Origin of the sequence: Tepidibacter thalassicus DSM 15285, assembly GCF_900129915.1 — a bacterium.
Lineage (GTDB): Bacteria > Bacillota > Clostridia > Peptostreptococcales > Peptostreptococcaceae > Tepidibacter > Tepidibacter thalassicus.
Genome location: NZ_FQXH01000023.1, coordinates 14,340 through 33,715 on the forward strand (window position 1 = coordinate 14,340; position 19,376 = coordinate 33,715).

Annotated in this window: 16 protein-coding genes and 1 riboswitch; of the genes, 3 read left to right on the forward strand and 13 right to left on the reverse strand. The window is 27.7% G+C overall.

The window, feature by feature from the left end; translation table 11 throughout:
• Positions 1–157: 157 nt before the first annotated feature.
• Together BUA19_RS09120 and BUA19_RS09125 are read left to right on the forward strand one after the other, a co-directional pair.
• Positions 158–1,702 carry an HD domain-containing phosphohydrolase gene (locus BUA19_RS09120; RefSeq protein ID WP_072725829.1) on the forward strand — a complete coding sequence of 515 codons (1,545 nt, stop codon included), beginning with the start codon at positions 158–160 and terminating at the stop codon, positions 1,700–1,702.
• A 42-nt stretch (positions 1,703–1,744) separates the two neighbouring features.
• Positions 1,745–2,485, forward strand: coding sequence for an HAD family hydrolase (locus BUA19_RS09125; RefSeq protein WP_072725831.1), 741 nt, complete (start codon positions 1,745–1,747; stop codon positions 2,483–2,485).
• Here the strand turns inward: BUA19_RS09125 and BUA19_RS09130 are convergent.
• Genes BUA19_RS09130 through BUA19_RS09140 form a run of 3 tightly spaced genes read right to left on the reverse strand, consistent with a single transcriptional unit; the run spans position 2,480 to position 4,389 of the window.
• The gene (locus BUA19_RS09130; RefSeq protein WP_072725832.1) at positions 2,480–2,968 is read right to left on the reverse strand and encodes a hypothetical protein; all 489 of its coding nucleotides are present in this window, start codon (positions 2,966–2,968) and stop codon (positions 2,480–2,482) included. The two genes, BUA19_RS09125 and BUA19_RS09130, sit on opposite strands and share 6 nt — an antisense overlap.
• Before the next feature lie 10 nt (positions 2,969–2,978).
• Positions 2,979–3,560 (reverse strand): J domain-containing protein, encoded by a 582-nt coding sequence (locus BUA19_RS12035; protein ID WP_072725842.1) that lies wholly within the window; start codon positions 3,558–3,560, stop codon positions 2,979–2,981.
• Positions 3,544–4,389, reverse strand: coding sequence for a DUF5685 family protein (locus BUA19_RS09140; protein ID WP_072725844.1), 846 nt, complete (start codon positions 4,387–4,389; stop codon positions 3,544–3,546). Before BUA19_RS09140 ends, BUA19_RS12035 begins: the two co-directional genes overlap by 17 nt.
• Positions 4,390–4,571: 182 nt before the next feature.
• Here BUA19_RS09140 and BUA19_RS09145 point away from each other — a divergent pair, with 182 nt between their 5' ends.
• Complete coding sequence (locus tag BUA19_RS09145) at positions 4,572–6,479, forward strand: sensor domain-containing protein (RefSeq protein WP_072725846.1); 1,908 nt, start codon at positions 4,572–4,574, stop codon at positions 6,477–6,479.
• Positions 6,480–6,509: 30 nt separating this feature from the next.
• Here BUA19_RS09145 and BUA19_RS09150 read toward each other — a convergent pair whose 3' ends face one another.
• The 10 genes from BUA19_RS09150 to BUA19_RS09190 form a co-directional block, all read right to left on the reverse strand.
• Complete coding sequence (locus BUA19_RS09150) at positions 6,510–10,268, reverse strand: phosphoribosylformylglycinamidine synthase (RefSeq protein ID WP_330389069.1); 3,759 nt, start codon at positions 10,266–10,268, stop codon at positions 6,510–6,512.
• Positions 10,269–10,274: 6 nt separating this feature from the next.
• Positions 10,275–11,525 carry a phosphoribosylamine--glycine ligase gene (gene purD / locus BUA19_RS11965; RefSeq protein ID WP_242939274.1) on the reverse strand — a complete coding sequence of 417 codons (1,251 nt, stop codon included), beginning with the start codon at positions 11,523–11,525 and terminating at the stop codon, positions 10,275–10,277.
• A gap of 15 nt (positions 11,526–11,540) precedes the next feature.
• Entirely contained in the window at positions 11,541–13,073 is a 1,533-nt protein-coding gene (gene purH, locus BUA19_RS09155) for a bifunctional phosphoribosylaminoimidazolecarboxamide formyltransferase/IMP cyclohydrolase (RefSeq protein ID WP_072725849.1), read from the reverse strand.
• A complete protein-coding gene (gene purN, locus BUA19_RS09160) occupies positions 13,066–13,659 on the reverse strand; it encodes a phosphoribosylglycinamide formyltransferase (RefSeq protein WP_072725851.1) in 594 nt (197 codons plus the stop codon). The genes purH and purN overlap by 8 nt, the downstream gene beginning before the upstream one ends.
• Positions 13,653–14,681, reverse strand: coding sequence for a phosphoribosylformylglycinamidine cyclo-ligase (purM, locus tag BUA19_RS09165; protein WP_072725853.1), 1,029 nt, complete (start codon positions 14,679–14,681; stop codon positions 13,653–13,655). The genes purN and purM overlap by 7 nt, the downstream gene beginning before the upstream one ends.
• 1 nt (position 14,682) lies before the next feature.
• Positions 14,683–16,038 (reverse strand): amidophosphoribosyltransferase, encoded by a 1,356-nt coding sequence (gene purF, locus BUA19_RS09170; RefSeq protein ID WP_072725855.1) that lies wholly within the window; start codon positions 16,036–16,038, stop codon positions 14,683–14,685.
• Between the two features lie 7 nt (positions 16,039–16,045).
• On the reverse strand, positions 16,046–16,741 hold the full coding sequence (purC, locus tag BUA19_RS09175) for a phosphoribosylaminoimidazolesuccinocarboxamide synthase (protein WP_072725857.1): 696 nt from the start codon (positions 16,739–16,741) through the stop codon (positions 16,046–16,048).
• A 12-nt stretch (positions 16,742–16,753) separates the two neighbouring features.
• Positions 16,754–17,233, reverse strand: a complete 480-nt coding sequence (gene purE, locus BUA19_RS09180; protein WP_072725859.1) for a 5-(carboxyamino)imidazole ribonucleotide mutase — start codon at positions 17,231–17,233, stop codon at positions 16,754–16,756.
• Positions 17,234–17,253: 20 nt separating this feature from the next.
• Entirely contained in the window at positions 17,254–18,600 is a 1,347-nt protein-coding gene (locus BUA19_RS09185) for an NCS2 family permease (protein WP_084602025.1), read from the reverse strand.
• Between the two features lie 82 nt (positions 18,601–18,682).
• Positions 18,683–18,784: riboswitch (purine riboswitch) on the reverse strand.
• 181 nt (positions 18,785–18,965) lie between these two features.
• Positions 18,966–19,376 (reverse strand): Rpn family recombination-promoting nuclease/putative transposase (locus BUA19_RS09190; RefSeq protein ID WP_143145417.1); only part of this gene is annotated, 411 nt, incomplete at its 5' end.

The window sequence follows — 19,376 nt, forward strand, 5'->3', positions numbered from 1 at the left end:
CTAACCATTATTTTTTCCAATTTTATAATCGTGCCATACATTCCCTTATTCCCAAACATTCTACAAAATGTTACAATATTATTACAATATAGTTTCAATACTATTACAAATCAATTATATTAAATATATAATATTTTTACTAGAGAGGATAAATAATATGAATGTAAAAAAGCACTATTTACTTATAATGATTATTATTTTAATATTTTTCTTTAGCATTTTCTCAATCTCAACAAGACTATTTTTACATAAAAGTTTTTTATCTATTGAAAAAAAACATAAAGAAAGCCAAATAAGTATAATACAATCTCTAATAGAAACCGAAAAACATTCTTTATCTAATATTTTACTTGAAAATTGTTACTGGGATGAAATATACAATGCAGTAAAAGCTAAAGATATAAACTGGATTAATAATAATTTATTGTACTACTTTTTAAAACAATATAACTATGATTTAATTTACATACTAGACGAAAACAAAAATACTATTACAAATTATTCCAAACACAACTTAGATATTGATTTAAGTAAAATAGATGCTTTAAAATTAACTTTTAAAAATTCTAAACAATATACAGATTTAGTAAAATTCAATTCCAAATTTTACATAATATCGTCTTCACCTATTTTTGACGGATTAGGATCTAAAAAACCTAATGGATACATAATAATTGCAGATGAAATAGATGCCGAAAAAATAGAAAATCTAATAAAAAATATTTACAATTATAAAAGTCTAGCACTTGTACAAACTGAAAATGTAAATTCCGATATACATAATTTAATTTATGTTCCTCTAAAAAATAACAATAATGAATCAATAGGTTTTATAAAAATAACATTAAAAGCAAATAATGTTAAAAACTATTTTTACAAAATACACATTATTTTTTTAATAGTATATTTTATTATGTCTTTAGTTTTTTTATATATCACAAACCAGATATCTTCAACTATAAATTTTAAAATTAAATCTATTGTAAATCAAATAAATTTAATTTCAAGGGGAAACTATAGTATTAAATTAAATTCAGATACTAAAATTGAAGAATTAAATATACTATCTAACTCTGTAAACAATCTCTCTCAAACGATAAAAGAAAAAATAGATGAAAACAATAAAAATTATATAGAAATAATAGAAGCTATTATGACTTCATTAGAATTAAAAGATAGCTATACCGTTGGTCACTCTAAAAGAGTTGCTAAATACTCTAAAAAAATTGCTCAAAAACTTAATTTAAAAAATATAAGAGAAATTGAAGTTGCAGCATTAATTCACGATGTAGGCAAAATAGGAATTCCTGAATCTATTCTAAACAAACCTGGAAAATTAACTGAAGAAGAATTTAACGTAATAAAAACCCATCCTGAAAAAGGATACAAAATTTTAGAAAAAATTTCTTATATGAATAATATAAAACATATGGTAAGATTCCATCACGAAAGAATAGATGGTAAAGGTTATCCCCTTGGTCTTAAAGGTAATGATATTCCTTTTGAATCTAAAATAATAGCTGTCGCTGATGCATTTGATGCTATGACTTCAGATAGATGTTACAGAAGTAAATTCAATATAGACCAAGCTATAGATATATTAATAAAAAACAAAAATTCTCAATTTGACCCTATCATAGTAGATTGTTTTGTAGAAATTCTAAACGAAGATAGAGAATTCAAAAAAAGCATCGCTCTATAATATAATAATTTAAACAACAAAATAATACGAGGTGGTGACTTTATGAAAAAAATAGCAGCTTTTTTCGATATTGATGGAACTTTATATAGAGATTCATTAATGGTTGAACATTTCAAAAAACTTATTAAATACGACATAATAGATCCTTCTCTTTGGCATTCTCACACTAAAAAAACATTTTTAAATTGGGATAAAAGGCAAGGAAATTACGATGATTATTTGCTAGAATTAGCAGATATATACATAAGTTCCATAAAAGGACTTAGCAAAAAAAGTATAGATTTTACAAGTGAACAAGTAATAAATTTGAAAGCCGAAAGAGTATATAGATATACCCGTTCTAAAATAAAATGGCACGTAAACAACAGACACATAGTTATATTTATATCTGGAAGCCCAAATTTCTTAGTAAAAAAAATGGCTAAAAAATACAATGTAACAGACCACATAGGTAGCAATTATATATTTGAAAATGATATATTTACAGGCAAAGTTATACCTATGTGGGATTCAGCTAGCAAAGATAAAGCAATAGATAAATTCGTAGAAAAATATAATTTAGATTTAGAAAAATCATTTGCTTATGGAGATACCAATGGAGACTTCACAATGCTCAAAAGAGTAGGAAACCCTATAGCTATAAATCCCGCAAAAGAACTTTTATGCAATATAAAAAAAGATCCTTATCTTTCAAAACACACAAAAATCATAGTAGAAAGAAAAGATGTTATATATAATCTAGATCCTAGTGTCAGTATCTCAATTGAAAATGGGGATTTATAACCCCATATTTCCCTTTATTTTGTCATAATAATAGTTTATAAAAATTCCATAAGCATAATCATATATCAAAAAAACCACCTGTAAGACCAGTATTACAACCATATTCAATTTTACAAAAACAAAATTTCTCACTATAAAATAACCTATAAAAAATAACATATTAAAACTTAAAATTTTTAATATGTATTCTGTAACTAAATTTCTATTTTTCTCTATTATATACTTTATCAATCCATATATACCAAAAAATAATATATATATAGCTAAATGTATTTTATTTGGAACCACTATAAAAGAAAGTAAAACAGAGCTTATGTAAAAAAGTACTCCACTCTTAAAATCATTCTCTATTATCACCAAAGAAATTGGAAGAGATGACAATGCTAAAAAAAACAATCTATTAGTTGGAATTACACTAGAAAAAAACAAAAAAATCTGATTTATTCCTAAAAGCATTCCCAAAAAAGCTATCCTTTTACTCATAATAATCCCCCTAACAACAGCTTATTAAATCTCCTCCCAAACATTCACAACAACAATCAGCACAATAAAGTTTCACACAAATGTCACACATATCTGATTCTCTATTATATTCATAAGTTTTAGAAGAGTACGCCCTTTGCCTATTTACTATATTTTCATAAGTAGTTTTATATTCAAAATTATTAGGCTCCATAAAGTGTGCTTTTTTAATAAAATCATATCCTTGATTATAAAATCCAAGTCTCATAAATGTAATTCCCATTAAATAATACCATTCGCTATTTCTAACATTCATACTAGAAAGAATATTTCTAGCAGTGTTAAAATCTCCTCTATTTATATATTCTCTTACTTTGCTAAAATCATTTTGATTATAATCACTATAATTACTGTAATGTGTATTCTCAAATTCTTTCATTATAGTTTCATAAGCCTCATTTATTTCCTTAAATTTTTCTTCAGCAAGATGTGATAAAGGATTATCTAAATATCTATCAGGATGGTATTTTTTTGCTAAATTTTTATATGCTCTTTTCACTTCTTCTTTACTAGCTCCTTTTCTAATTCCCAAAACTTCATATGGATTTTTCATTTTTTTCACTTCCTTTTACTAATGTATTTCTAAATTTTAAGTACATTCCAGAATATATTATATTCTCTATAATACCTTTATTGTTTTTTATATTCAACTTTTGTATATCTTCTTCTATAAATGACAGTATCATCAATAGCAAATTTTCAACTTTAATTTTAAGTTCATCCTTTTTTTGTATATATTCCATAAAAGGATTAAATCTTTTTTTAATATTATCTTCTTCTAAATCCTCATAAGCATCTAATATATAAATGTATTTTCCTATGTTAAAGCCTATATTTCTCAATATATTTTTATACTCATCTTCCTTATAACAAAAAATTTCCCCCATTATATCTGCAAATATGTTTGAAACTTTATCTATATCCATACAATTTTTCTCTTCTAAATTATTCAATTCATTTAATTTTTTCCTTATATAATCTGATTTTTGTCTGTATTTATTATATGCTTTATTATAGACATGTTTATATATTAAATAGCAAATACGATCTTTTATCCTTTTATCATCTTTTACATTATCCTTTAATTTATTATAAGTTAATATAATATTCATATTTGATGCATATTCTGTAATTTCATTTACTATTCTCAAGTTTTTTTGTATAGGATTTACAACACATCTTTCCCTAGTAATTTCAGATTTTAATTCATATATAGAAGATAGTAATATTATCAAAAAAGTAATATCGTAATTTAAAGAAAATCTTGATATTTCTCCGAAATTTTTTTTAAGATATTTACAAAGTCCACAATAATATCCTTTATAAGTATAATATTCTCTTACTTTTAACTCCATCTTGTTTATCCTAATATATCCAAACATCTAATTTTCCTTTCTAATTTTAAATTGATACACTACTATTTTATACATTACTGATTTCACATACAAGAATTATATCTCTATCAAAATCTAAAAGAAATAATTACCAGATAAAATTTACAACATATACTCCGACAAATATTATAAGAACATATATTTATCACACTAAAGTAAGGAGCATATTTATGAAAAAATTTAAATGTAAAAATCTAGATTGTATTAATGAAAATAATATTCCTTTTAAAATAGTATTTTCTTACCTTTTATTGGGTTTTACATGGATTTTATTATCAGATATTATTCTCAATTATTATTTTAATTTTAATAAACTCCAAATATACAAAGGATTACTTTACGTTATTATAACTTCTTTACTTCTTTATAAAATTATCAACAAATACTCTTTAAAACTCAAACAACAAGAGAGCTTTTATAAAAGTATTTATAATAATAACCATTTAACAATGCTTATTATAGATCCCGAAAATGGCGATATAATAGATGCAAATCCAGCAGCTTGTTCTTTTTACGGATATAATAAAGATAAAATAACTAGTATGAAAATAACAGATATCAATGTTTCCAATGATAAAAAGGTGTTTTCATATCTTCAAAAAATCAAAAATAACCAAAAAAATAATTTTCATTTCAAACACCGTTTATCAAATGGAGAAATAAAACATGTAAGAGTTTATAGCGGACCAATTAGTTGTGGTGAAAAAGAACTATTGTATTCCATTGTACACGATATCACGGAAAATATAAATAAAGAAAAAAAAATAAAATATCTTGCTTTTAGGGATTCTCTCACAGGATTATATAATCGAGCATTTTTTAAAGAGAAATTGGATTGGTATTTAAATGAATTTTCTAAAGATAACAAAATGTTAGCAGTAATGTTCATAGATTTAGATGATTTTAAAAAAATCAACGATAATTTAGGTCATCCTACTGGCGATAAGCTACTCAAAAAAATTGCCAATCAATTAAAAAAACAAGTAGGTAAAAATAATTTAATCGCAAGAATTGGAGGAGATGAATTCCTAATATTGCTACCACAAATAAAAAGCACTCAAGACTCAATAAAAACTGCTCAAAAAATAATAGATATATTTAATAAACCTTATTTTATAGACAATTATGAACTTCACATTTCAGGAAGTATAGGGATATCTTTATATCCATCTCATGGCACAACTAGTGATATTTTAATAAAAAATGCTGATATAGCAATGTATAAAGCCAAAAACAACGGCAAAAATAAATTTGAACTATTTTCAGATGATTTAAACGAAAAAGTAAAAGAAGAATTCATGCTAGAAAACCATTTAAGACATGCACTAAAGAGAAATGAATTTATTGTTTATTATCAACCAATAGTAGATACTAACATCCCCAAAATTATAGGTGCTGAAGCTTTGCTGCGTTGGAAACATCCCAAACTTGGATTTATTCCTCCAAATAAATTTATACCAATAGCAGAATCTAAAGGCTTTATAAACCCTATTGGAGAATGGATTTTAAAAACCGCATCTATCCAAGTGAAAAAATGGCACGATTTAGGATATAATGATATATTTGTTTCCGTTAATATATCTGTAAATCAATTAAAACAAAAAAATTTTGTAAGTTTAGTTTCAAAAATATTAAAAGAAACAGGACTTAAACCTGAATATCTAAATTTAGAAATCACTGAAAGTATATATATGGAAAATATAGATTATATAATAGATGTAGTTAAAAACTTAAAAAACTTAAAATTAAATATATCAATAGATGATTTTGGAACAGGATATTCTTCTTTAGCTCAACTTAAAAATTTATCTATTTCAAAATTAAAAATTGATAGAACTTTTACAAAAGACATCAATATTGATTTAAACAACAACAATATAGTTTCAGCAATAATAGCCATGGCTAACAATCTTAACATTAAAGTTATAGCTGAAGGTGTTGAAACTAAAGACCAATTAGAATTTTTCAAAAATAATAATTGCAATGTAATTCAAGGGTATTTATTTAGCCCTCCACTAGATAAAAATTCATTTGAAGAACTAATCAACAGCAATATTATATTATCAAAAACGCCATAAGTTTTATCAACTTATGGCATTTTATTTTATCTATTTAAAATAATTTACCCCTGATTCAAATATTTTTTGATCTTTCTCTCCCGATATATTTTTAAACACATTACTTCCTATTCTCTCTGAGTGAGCCATTTTTCCAAATATTCTTCCATCTGGACTAGTTATACCTTCTACTGCATAAAATGAACCATTTGGATTAAAGTCTATATCATAAGTAGCATTATTATTAAAATCTACATATTGAGTTGCTACTTGACCATTTTTAATTAATTTTTTTATCAAATGTTCACTACATACAAATCGTCCTTCTCCATGTGATACAACTACAGAATGTACATCTCCTACATCAACCCCACTTAGCCATGGCGATAAATTAGATACTACCTTAGTTCTTACAAATTTAGATTGATGTCTGCCTATTTTATTGTAAGTAAGAGTTGGATCGTTTTCATCTATATCTTTAATTTCACCATAAGGAAGTAAACCGAGCTTTATTAAAGCCTGAAATCCATTACATATCCCCAATATCAATCCATCTCTATTATTCAAAAACTCCATTACTGCTTCTTTAACCTTTGAATTTCTAAATACCGTTGCTATAAATTTTCCTGAACCATCTGGCTCATCACCTGCACTAAATCCACCAGGTAACATTATTATTTGAGAGGAATTTATCCCTTTAACTAAATTATCTACACTTTCCCTTATATCTAAATGAGTTAAATTTCTAAACACAAATGTATTAACAACTGCTCCAACTTTTTCAAAAGCCATTTTGCAATCATATTCACAATTAGTTCCAGGAAAAACTGGTATAAATACTCTAGGCTTTGCTATATTTAATTTAGATTTTAATATTTTAGGAGATTTATAATATATATTTTCTATACTCTCTTTAATTTCATCAATTTTAGTAGAAAATACATTTTCTAATGGTTCACTCCAATTTATATATATTTCATCTAAATCTATTTTCACTTTATTTATGTATATAACTGGATTTTTAATAGTATATCCCAAAACTTTATAATTATATCCTTCAAATTCTTTGATAATATTTACATCTTTTATTTCTAAAATAAAACACCCATAACCAGGTGAAAATAATTCTTCTCCTTTTATATCTTCTTCAAACTTAAATCCTATTTTGTTGCCAAATGACATCTTACTTATTCCTTCACATATACCCCCACCTTTTACAGCATAAGCTGATATTACCTTTTTATTTTTTATAAGAGAAGTTACTTTATCTAAATTCTTTTTTAATTCTTCAAAATTTACAACTTCATCTTCACATCTTCTTGTAGATAAATATATTACCTTAGAATTTACATTTTTAAACTCCGGAGATATCACATCATTTACATCCACAATATCTACAGCAAATGATACTAATGTCGGTGGAACATTTAAATCTTTAAAAGTACCAGACATACTATCTTTTCCACCTATAGCAGGAATATTCAATTTTTTTTGAGCATAAAAAGCTCCAAGTAATGCACTAAATGGCTTTCCCCATTTCTGTGTACTATCTCCCAACTTTTCAAAATACTCTTGAAAAGTAAGTCTTACTGTTTTATAATCTCCTCCCATCGCCACTATTTTGCATACAGACTCAATTAAAGCGTATAATGCACCGTGAAATGGACTCCATTTTCCTATTTTAGGATTATACCCATAAGTCATTATTGTCCCCGTAGAAGTTTCTCCATATAATACTGGAATTTTAGCTGCCATTCCATCAACATAAGTTGCTTGATATTTTCCTCCAAAAGGCATAAGTACAGTTGCTGCACCTATGGAACTATCAAATCTTTCTATTAATCCTCTCTGAGAGCATATATTTAACTCCCTCATTTTATTTATCCATTTTTCTTTTAAAGTTTTTCCTTTTTCATTTGCACTTTTAAAATAACTTTTTTCACTTGGAGATTTTACTAAAACATCTGTCTTTTGCTTAACTCCATTGGTATTTAAAAATTCTCTACTTATATCGACTATTAGATTATTTTTCCAATACATTCTAATTCTATTACTATCTGTAACATTTGCTACATGAGTTGCTTCAAGATTTTCTAAATTCGCATATTTTATAAACTCATCTGCATTTTCACTTGATACAACTACAGCCATACGCTCTTGAGATTCTGATATTGCAAGTTCAGTTCCATCAAGTCCATCGTATTTTTTAGGAACTAAATCTAAATTTATATCAATTCCATCAGCTAATTCTCCTATTGCAACGCAAATTCCACCTGCTCCAAAATCGTTGCATTTTTTTATCATTCTACTTACTTTTTTATTTCTAAACAATCTTTGTATCTTTCTTTCTGTTGGCGGATTTCCCTTCTGAACTTCAGCTGAACATGTAATTATAGAATTTTCACTGTGTTCTTTAGAAGAACCTGTGGCTCCTCCACACCCATCTCTACCTGTTCTTCCTCCAACCAATATAATAACATCTCCCTTAACAGGGTTTTCTCTTACAACATTTTCCTTAGGAACAGCTCCTATTACAGCTCCTATTTCCATCCTTTTTGCAATAAAATCTTCATCATATATTTCTACGACTTGACCGGTAGCAATCCCTATTTGATTCCCATAAGAACTATATCCATCTGCCGCCCCTGTAGTTATTTTTATTTGAGGAAGTTTTCCAGGTAATGTATTTTCTATACTTTTTGTAGGATCAGCACTTCCAGTAACCCTCATAGCTTGATATACATAACTTCTTCCTGACAATGGATCTCTTATCGCACCACCAAGACAAGTTGCAGCTCCACCATACGGCTCTATTTCAGTAGGATGATTATGTGTTTCATTTTTAAACATTACAAGATATTTTTCTATTTTTCCGTTTATATTTACATCTACATTTATGCTACATGCGTTTATTTCTTCTGATACATCTAAATCTTTGAGTAATCCTTTTTTTCTAAGTTCTTTCATGGCAATTGTAGCTATATCCATTAAACATATATCTTTTTCTTTTTTTTCATAAACATATTCTCTAGATAATAAATACTCTTTGTAAGCTTTTTTTATTATATTTGAATATTTTCCAAATTCTATTTCTATATTTTCTATTTTTGTCAAAAAAGTAGTATGTCTACAGTGATCTGACCAATAGGTATCAAGTACTTTTATTTCAGTTATAGTAGGATTTCTCTTTTCAGTATTTTTAAAATAGTCCTTTATAAATTTTAAATCGTCAAATGCCATGGCAAGATTTCTCTCTTTTAAAAACTCTTTCAACTTTTCATCGTTCATATCTGTAAATCCATTTATAATTTCAACTTTACTTGGTATATCAGTTTTAACTTTGAGAGTAATTTGTTTATCTAAACTAGCTTCTCTTGAATCCACAGGATTTATTAAGTATTTTTTTATTTTATCGAAATCTTTATCTGATATATCTTTATTTAATACTATCACTTTTGCAGTATTTACTAATGGTCTTTCCTCTGCATTTAAAATCTCAACACATTGACTTGCCCAATCTCCCCTTGGATCATACTGTCCCGGTAAATATTCTATAGCAAATGCCATTTCATTTTCATTTATATCAAATTTTTCATGATAAACATTATCTACATTCGGCTCAGAAAATATAGTTTTAACAGCACTAGTATAAATTTCATCAGATATTCCCTCTATATCATAACGATTTAATACTCTAACTTTTTTCAAATTTTTTATTCCCAAATTATTTTTTAAATCATTAAATAACTTTTGAGCTTCTACATCAAAAGTATCTTTCTTCTCAACAAATACTCTCTTTATATTGCTCATTTTCATTCACCTTTTTCCTATATCTTTTCTATAATGCATTCCTTCAAAATGAATTTTTTCTACATTTCCATACACCTTTTTTACAGCCTCATTCAATGTTCTTCCAATAGCTGTAACTCCTATAACTCTTCCCCCATTTGTCAATAATTTTCCATTTTCAAATTTTGTTCCACTGTGAAATAATAATACATCATCATCTAATTTACCTATTCTTATTAATTTTCCTTTTTCGTAACTCTCTGGATATCCATTTGAAGTCAAAACTACACATGCAGTTTTACATTCACTCCATTTTATATCTATATCATTTAATTTTTCTTCTAAAATACTATTTATTATATCTACCAAATCAGTTTCAAGCCTTGTTAAAACTACTTGAGCTTCAGGGTCTCCAAACCTAACATTAAATTCTAAAACTTTAGGTCCATCATTAGTTATCATAAGTCCTATAAATAATACACCTTTATAATTTAAGTTATCTCTTTTAAATCCTTCTATTATAGGATTTAATATTTTTTCTTTAATTTCTCTTTCTAGTTTTTCATCATATATATCGCTTGGCGAGAATGTTCCCATTCCTCCTGTATTTAATCCTTTTTCCCCATCAAATACTTTTTTATGATCTTTAGCACTCACCATAGGAATTATAGTCTTACCATCTACAAATGTAAGTACAGAAGTTTCTACTCCATCTAAAAATTCTTCTATTAAAACTCTATCTCCAGAAACTCCAAACTTCTTGTATTTCATAATATTTTCTAATGCAGTTATAGCTTCGTCTTTATCATTTGCTATAATAACTCCTTTTCCACCTGCAAGTCCATCTGCTTTTACAACCACTGGATAACCATATATATCTACATTTTTAATCGCTTCATCAATATCAGTAAACTCTTTATATCTAGCTGTAGGGATACTATACCTTATCATGAAATCTTTAGAAAATGCCTTACTCCCTTCAAGAAGTGAACATTTTTTATTAGGTCCAAATATTTTAAGTCCTTCACTTTCAAACTTATCAACGATTCCCATAACCAAAGGAACTTCCGGACCTACTATTGTTAAATCTATTTTTTTAGACTTAGCAAACTCTAATAATTTTTCTATATTACTATCTTTTATGTCAACAATTTCTGCAAGCTTAGATATTCCTGCATTACCAGGAGCACAATATATTTTATCTACTCTCTCTTCTTTGCTTAATTTATAAATAATTGCATGCTCCCTTCCCCCACTTCCAACTACTAAAACATTCATAAAATCACTCCTAATTTAATGTTTAAAATGTCTAATCCCTGTAAAAGCCATGGCAATCCCTAATTCATCACAGGCTTTTATAGAATCTTCATCTCTTATCGATCCACCCGGCTGAACTATAGCTTTTATACCATATTCTGCAGCAAGCCTTACACAATCATCAAATGGAAAAAATGCATCTGAAGCTAAAATAGCTCCTTTGAAATCTTTCTCTCTATTATTGTAAAGTGCATTTTTAAGAGCCCATATTCTACTTGTCTGTCCTGGTCCTAACGCCAAAGTTCTTCCATTCTTTACTATTGCAATTCCATTTGACTTCATATGTTTTACTACTTTTAGACCAAATTTCATATCTTCTATTTCGTTTTCACTTGGCTTTACTTTGGTTACTACTTCAAGTTTATCATACAACTTGTCATTTTCATCTTGAACTAAAATTTTTCCATCTAAATACTTAAAATCATATCCTCTATTACTAGTATCTAAATTACTTATTTTTAAAATTCTTAGATTTTTCTTCTGTTTGAGTATTTCAAGAGCTTTAACAGTGTAATCATACGCAACAACTATTTCCAAAAATATTTTGCTTAAAAAATTTGCCGTTTGCTCATCAACAGTAGAATTTATTCCAACAATTCCACCAAATATAGACACTGCATCTGCTTCATAACATTTCTTAAACGCTTCATAAGCATTTTCTCCCATACCTACTCCACACGGATTTGTGTGTTTTACAGCAACTGATACTACTTTATGTTCATGTTTAAATTCCTTTAACATATCAAGACAAGCAAAAAGGTCATTTATATTATTAAAAGACAATTCTTTTCCATTTAATTTATCAAAATCCAAAATACTCTTTTTAACAAAACTTTCTTTATAAAAACAAGCATGTTGATGTGGATTTTCTCCATATCTAAGTTCACTTTCCTTCTCAAACGTCAAATTTAAATATTTTGGGTATTTTTCTCCTAAAAGATAGGCAAAATAATTGGAAATTAAACTATCATAACGAGCAGTTACAGAAAATGCTTTAAAGGCAAGGTCTAATCTATCTTGATTAGAAAGAGAGTTGTTTTTTAATTTTTCTATTATTTTATTATAATCACTTGGATCAACAACAACTACTACATCCTTATAATTTTTAGATGCCGCTCTAATAAGTGTAGGTCCTCCAATATCTATATTTTCTATAATTTCTTCATGATCTCTATTTTCCTTTAACGCTCCTTCAAAATCATATAAATTTACAACAACTATATCTATCGAATTTATATTATGTTCGCTTATAGTTTTTATATGTTCTTCTTTATCTCTTTTAAATAATATTCCTCCATGTATATATGGATTTAAAGTTTTTACTCTTCCATCTAATATCTCAGGAAAATTTGTTACTTCATCTACTCTTAAAACATTTACACCCGATTCTTTTAAAATTCTATAAGTATTTCCAGTAGATATTATTTCATACCCAATATTTATAAGTTCTTTAGCAAAATCGACTATTCCCTCTTTATTAGTAACACTTATTAAAGCTCTTTTACTCATTTATAATTACTCTCCTTCCTTTTAATTCAATTTTTTTATCACAAAAAAGCCTTACAGCTTCCCTTAAAATTTCATGTTCCACATGAAGCACTCTTTTTTGAAGTGTTTCTATAGTATCATCATCTTTTACAACAACACTTTTTTGAATTATAACCGGTCCTGTATCTGCTCCTTCGTCGACAAAATGAACAGTAGCTCCTGTTATTTTAACTCCATATTCAAGTACTCTTTGATGAACTATTTTTCCATAATATCCTCTACCACAAAACGAAGGTATTAAAGATGGATGTACATTTATTATTTTATTTTTAAATTCAGCAACAAAATTTTTACTTATTATTTTCAAATATCCAGCTAAAACTACCAAATCTATATTTTCTCGTTTAAGTATTTTTATTATCCTTTCTTCGTCATTTTCATAAATAGCCTTTATATTGTTATCTTTTGCTCTAATAAGACCATAAGCTTCTTTATTATTAGATATAACAATTTTTATTTTTCCATTTATTTCATTATTTTCACAAGCATCTATTAAACACTGAAGATTAGTACCAAAACCCGATATTAAAACAGCTATATTTAACATAATATAACCCCTTTATTGTTAATTACTTCTCCTATTATATAAGCCTTATCTTTCATACATATAAATCTAAGTATTTCATCAACATCTTCTTTATCTACTACCAAGACAATTCCTATTCCCATATTAAAACTTCTATATAAATCACTTTCTTCAACCAAATCCAAATCTCTTATTACTTTAAATACATCAAGTTCATCCCAAGAATTTTTATTTATTTTTACTCCTAAATTTTCAGGTATAATTCTTGGAATATTTTCTATTAATCCCCCACCGGTTATATTAGCTATCCCTTTTATATTGTATTTATGTAATAAATCCATAACTAAACTTACATATATCTTAGTAGGTGTAAGTAATGTTTCTCCTAAAGTTTTCCCAAACTCATCAATATACTTATTTAAATTCCAATTCAATTTCTCTAAAAACATTTTCCTAATTAATGAATATCCATTACTGTGAACCCCACTAGATGAAATCCCAATCAAAATATCCCCTTCTCTTATTAAATCTCCTGTTATTATTTTTTCCTTATCACATATACCAACAGAAAATCCTGCTAAGTCATATTCTTCTTCATCATACATTCCAGGCATTTCTGCTGTTTCTCCTCCTATTAATGCAACTTGTGCATCACTACATCCTTTTACTATACCAGAAATTATATCATCTATTTTTTCAGCTTTGAGTTTCCCTGTTGCTATGTAATCTAAAAAAAACAAAGGCTTTGCCCCTTGACATATCAAGTCATTTACACACATAGCTACCAAATCTATTCCAACAGTATTATGTATACCCATAATTTGAGCTATTTTTAATTTAGTTCCTACACCATCTGTTGATGATAGTAAAACCGGCTCTTTCATATTCAAAAAACCTTTTAAACTGTAAATTCCACTAAAATTCCCTAAATCTCCTATTACATTTTTATTATAAGTGGATTTCACTTTTTGTTTTATAAGATTTACAGCTCTGTTCCCTTCATCTATATCTACCCCACTTTGTTTATAAGTAATTGTCCCCATTTCACTCCTCCTTATCCATAGGCTTCATCGGATATTTCCCATCAAAACACGCCATACAGAATATATTTTTAAAATCAGCAGCTTCAAAAAGACCTTCCAATGATAAAAACTTCAATGAATCAGCTCCAATTTCCTCTTTTATATCTTCTATTGATTTTTTTGATGCTATTAATTGACTTCTTCTAGGAGTATCTATTCCAAAAAAACAAGAGTACTTTACCGGTGGAGAAGTTATTCTAAGGTGTACTTCTTTTGCACCAGCTTTTTTTAAAGAATCTATAATTCTCTTTGAAGTAGTTCCTCTAACTATTGAATCATCTATTAATACTATAGATTTCCCTTTTACTACTGATGTTAATGGATTTAATTTTAATTTAACACCTATTTCTCTTTCATTTTGATCTGGCTTTATAAATGTCCTTCCTACATACCTGTTTTTAACCAGTCCTTCTTCAAATGGAATTTTACTTTTTCTAAAATATCCTAGAGCCCCTGGTATTCCTGAATCTGGAACGGGAACTACAATATCTGCATCTACATCATCTTCTCTTGCAATTATTTCTCCAGATTTAACTCTAAAATCATAAACATTTACACTATCTATAACAGCATCATTCCTAGCAAAGTATATATGTTCAAATATACATATTTTCTTCATTTCCTTATAATTATTTCTATAATTATAAGATTTTAAATTTCCATCTTTAATTAACACTATTTCTCCTGGTTCTATATCTCGTATTACTTCTCCTCCTAATATATCTATAGAACCACTTTCTGATGAAACTATATATTCATCTCCCCTTCTACCCAATACGAGCGGTCGAAAGCCATGGGGATCTCTAACAGCAACAAGTCCTTCTTCACTTAATACAACTAGAGAATATGCTCCTTTTATATAATCCATGGTAATTTTTATACTCTCTATTATATCTCCCTTATAATATCTAGCTAATATGTACAGTATAACTTCTGAATCTATAGATGTTTGAAATATAAACCCCTCTTCTTCTAAAGTCTGCCTCAAATATAAATTGTTTATTAAATTTCCATTATGAGCAATAGATAATTTTTTCCCTCTACAAGCTCCAACTAATGGCTGACAATTTGATATATGACTTCCTCCAACTGTTGAATATCTAACATGTCCTATTCCAATATTTCCTTTTAATTTATCGAGTTCCTCTTTTTTTAAAACATCAGATACTAACCCCATCCCTCTATGATAATCTATTTTTTCTCCATTCCAAACTGATATTCCACAACTTTCTTGCCCTCTATGTTGAAGCGAATAAAGTCCATAATACAAATCCTTTGATATATCTTTATCTGAGCAAATACCTATAATTCCACACACACCAATATCACCCCATTCTGTTAAGAACCTCTTTATAGCCCTCTATGACATTACCTAAATCTCTTCTAAATCTGTCTTTATCTAATTTTTCATTGGTATTAATATCCCAAAATCTACATGTATCAGGAGATACTTCATCAGCAAGTATTATTTCTCCATTTAAAGTTTTTCCAAACTCTAATTTAAAGTCTACTAATTTTAGATTAAGATTTTTGAAGAATTCTTTCAATACATTATTTATTTCAATTGCTTGATTTTTTATATAATCTATTTCTTCCTTAGTAGCAAGTTTTAACGCCATGGCATGATCATCATTAATAAGTGGATCTTTTAACTCATCATTTTTATATGAAAATTCAAGTACAGGCTTTTCAAATTCTATACCTTCATCAATTCCTAATCTTTTGCACATAGAACCTGCTGATATATTTCTAACTATAACTTCAATAGGAAGTATCTCAACTGCTTTAACAAGCATTTCTCTATCTGAAATACTTTTTATATAATGAGTCTTAATTCCTTTGCTTTCAAGAAACTCAAATACACGAGAAGATATTTTATTATTTACAATACCCTTTTGATATATCTCATCTTTTTTAAGCCCATTAAAAGCAGTAGCATCATCCTTAAAGTAAATTATACACTCATTTTCATTATCAGTTTTAAATATTTTTTTAGCCTTTCCTTCATAAAGCATTTCCATATTAATTCCCCCTTATAAATTACTTATACTCTCATCATCTTCCAAAACCTTCTTACTCATTTCTTTTCTATAATTGTCAAGCTTTATTTTTAAATCTTTATATCTCAAACTCATTATTTGAATTGCAAGAAGTGCTGCATTTAAAGAAGAATCTATAGCAACTGTTGCAACAGGAATTCCCTTAGGCATTTGAACAATAGATAGAAGTGAATCAAGACCATCAAGTGTAGAAGATTTTATCGGAAGACCTATTACAGGTATTAATGTGTTGGAAGCTATAACTCCAGGAAGATGCGCTGCTTTTCCTGCTGCTGCTATTATTACATCAACATTATCTTCAATATCATTTACAAAGTCCATCAATTCCTTAGGAGTTCTATGTGCTGATAGCACTCTAGTTTCAACATTTATTTCAAATTTCTTTAAAATTTTTATGCCCTCTTCTAGCTTTGGATAATCTGATTTAGACCCCATTATAACTGCTACTTTCATAAAATCCCCCCTAATTTTTATCATGTAATAATATACTTAAGTATAAACAATATAGACAATACATACAATGTAGGCTGAACATTTTTTCCTTTTCCAGTTAAAAACTTAATCGCTGTATAAGAAACTATTCCAAATACCAATCCCTCAGCTATACTATAAGCAAGTGGCATCATTACAACTGTTAAGAATGCAGGTATTGCTTCTGTAAAATCATCAAAATCTATTTTGAGTAATGACGATGCCATCATCACTCCTACAAGTATTAATACTGGAGATGTAGCCTCAGCAGGTATCGATGTAAATATGGGAGCAAATAAAGTAGATATTAAAAATAAAATTCCAGCTGTAAAAGCCGTAAGACCTGTTTTTCCCCCTTCTGCTATACCCGAAGCACTTTCTATAAAAGTTGTAACAGTTGAAGTTCCAAGTATTGCGCCTGATGTAGTTCCTATTGCATCTGCAAGTAAAGCTTGCTTTGCCCTTGGAAGATTTCCTTCTTCATCAAGCATATTAGCTTTACTCGCAAGACCTACCAAACAACCTATAGTATCAAATAAATCAACAAATAAAAATGTAAATACAACTACTACCATGTCCATACTAAATATTTGAGATTTTGGAACATGTTTAAACGCCATAAATACAGGAGAAATTGATGGTGGCAAATCTATCAGTTTACTTGGAGCATTTACAATACCAACAACCATTCCAAGTAATGATGTAATAAGCATTCCTATCAAAAAAGCTCCTTTAACTCTCTTAGCAAGTAACACAGATGTAAGTATTAAGCCAAATAAAGTAAGTATAACTAGTGGACTTTTAAGATTGCCTAATGTTATTATAGCTCCACCTTGCTTAATAATATTTACATTTACAAGTCCTATAAAAGCTATAAAAAGTCCTATTCCTGCACTAACTGCATTTTTTAAAGTTTGTGGAATTGCATTTATTATTTTCTCGCGTATATTTAAAAATGTCATTAGTATAAATATAATACCTTCTATAAATACTGCTGTAAGCGCAAACTGCCATGAATATCCCATTCCCAAAACTACTCCATAAGTAAAAAAGGCATTAAGACCCATACCCGGAGCTAATACAAATGGATAATTTGCTAAAAAAGCCATAATAAAAGTTGCAATAACTGCTGCAAGTGCAGTAGCCATAAATACAGCTCCTTTATCCATTCCAGCATCACCTAATATTAATGGATTTACAACTAATATATATGCCATAGTCATAAAAGTTGTAATCCCTGCTACTATTTCTCTTTTTACTGTAGTACCATTTTCAGAAAGCCTAAATATTCTGTCTAATACATTTTTAGTCTGTACTTTAGTTTCAACTTTTTTTGGTGCCAATTCCATTTTAATTCCTCCTCCTAAATAAAAATAAAAAAAGCTAGTTAAAAGCACTACTAAGAAAAGCCTTCAACTAGCTATTATTTTAAGTGAAAATAGCTTTTCTTATAGTAGGAAAATTTACGGTTTTCCTGTAGAAACTCCTTGACCATATTACAAGGATTATATAAGAAAATATTCAATTTTATTAACTTTACATGTTAATTGTAATTTATCACATTCAAAAAGTCAATAATTTTTCGTATTTTATTTTTTGCTATTCAAAAATAATTCGATTTATAACGAACTTTATTTCTGTAAATCCATTTTATATATCATTATTTGCGAACTATAAACATAAACAAAAGCCATAGCAAATGCCATGGCTACTTTTACTCCCTCAATTTATTAACTTCCTCTACAGAAAGTCCTGTTTTTATTGCTATTGTTTCATTATCTAAAACATCTAATAAATTTTTAGCTATCTCTATAGATTTTTTATATTCTCCTTCCTTTCTTCCTTTAATTTCAGCAGTTTTCACTTCTGCTTTCCTTATCATCATAGCCTTTCTTTCATTTTCATATATTTCTCTTTCTTCCTTTTCTAAATACATTGTATCTAATTTCTCTATTGCCTTTTTTACACTTTCATCTACTTCTATCTCTTTTGGTATTTTTCCCTTTTCCATTTCATACGCTCTACATAAAAACGCACTCCATCTATCTAGGGCTGTTTTTATTTCACTATATTCTTTTTTAAATTTTGATAGCTCTATAAAATGCATTTCAAATAAATCACTAAA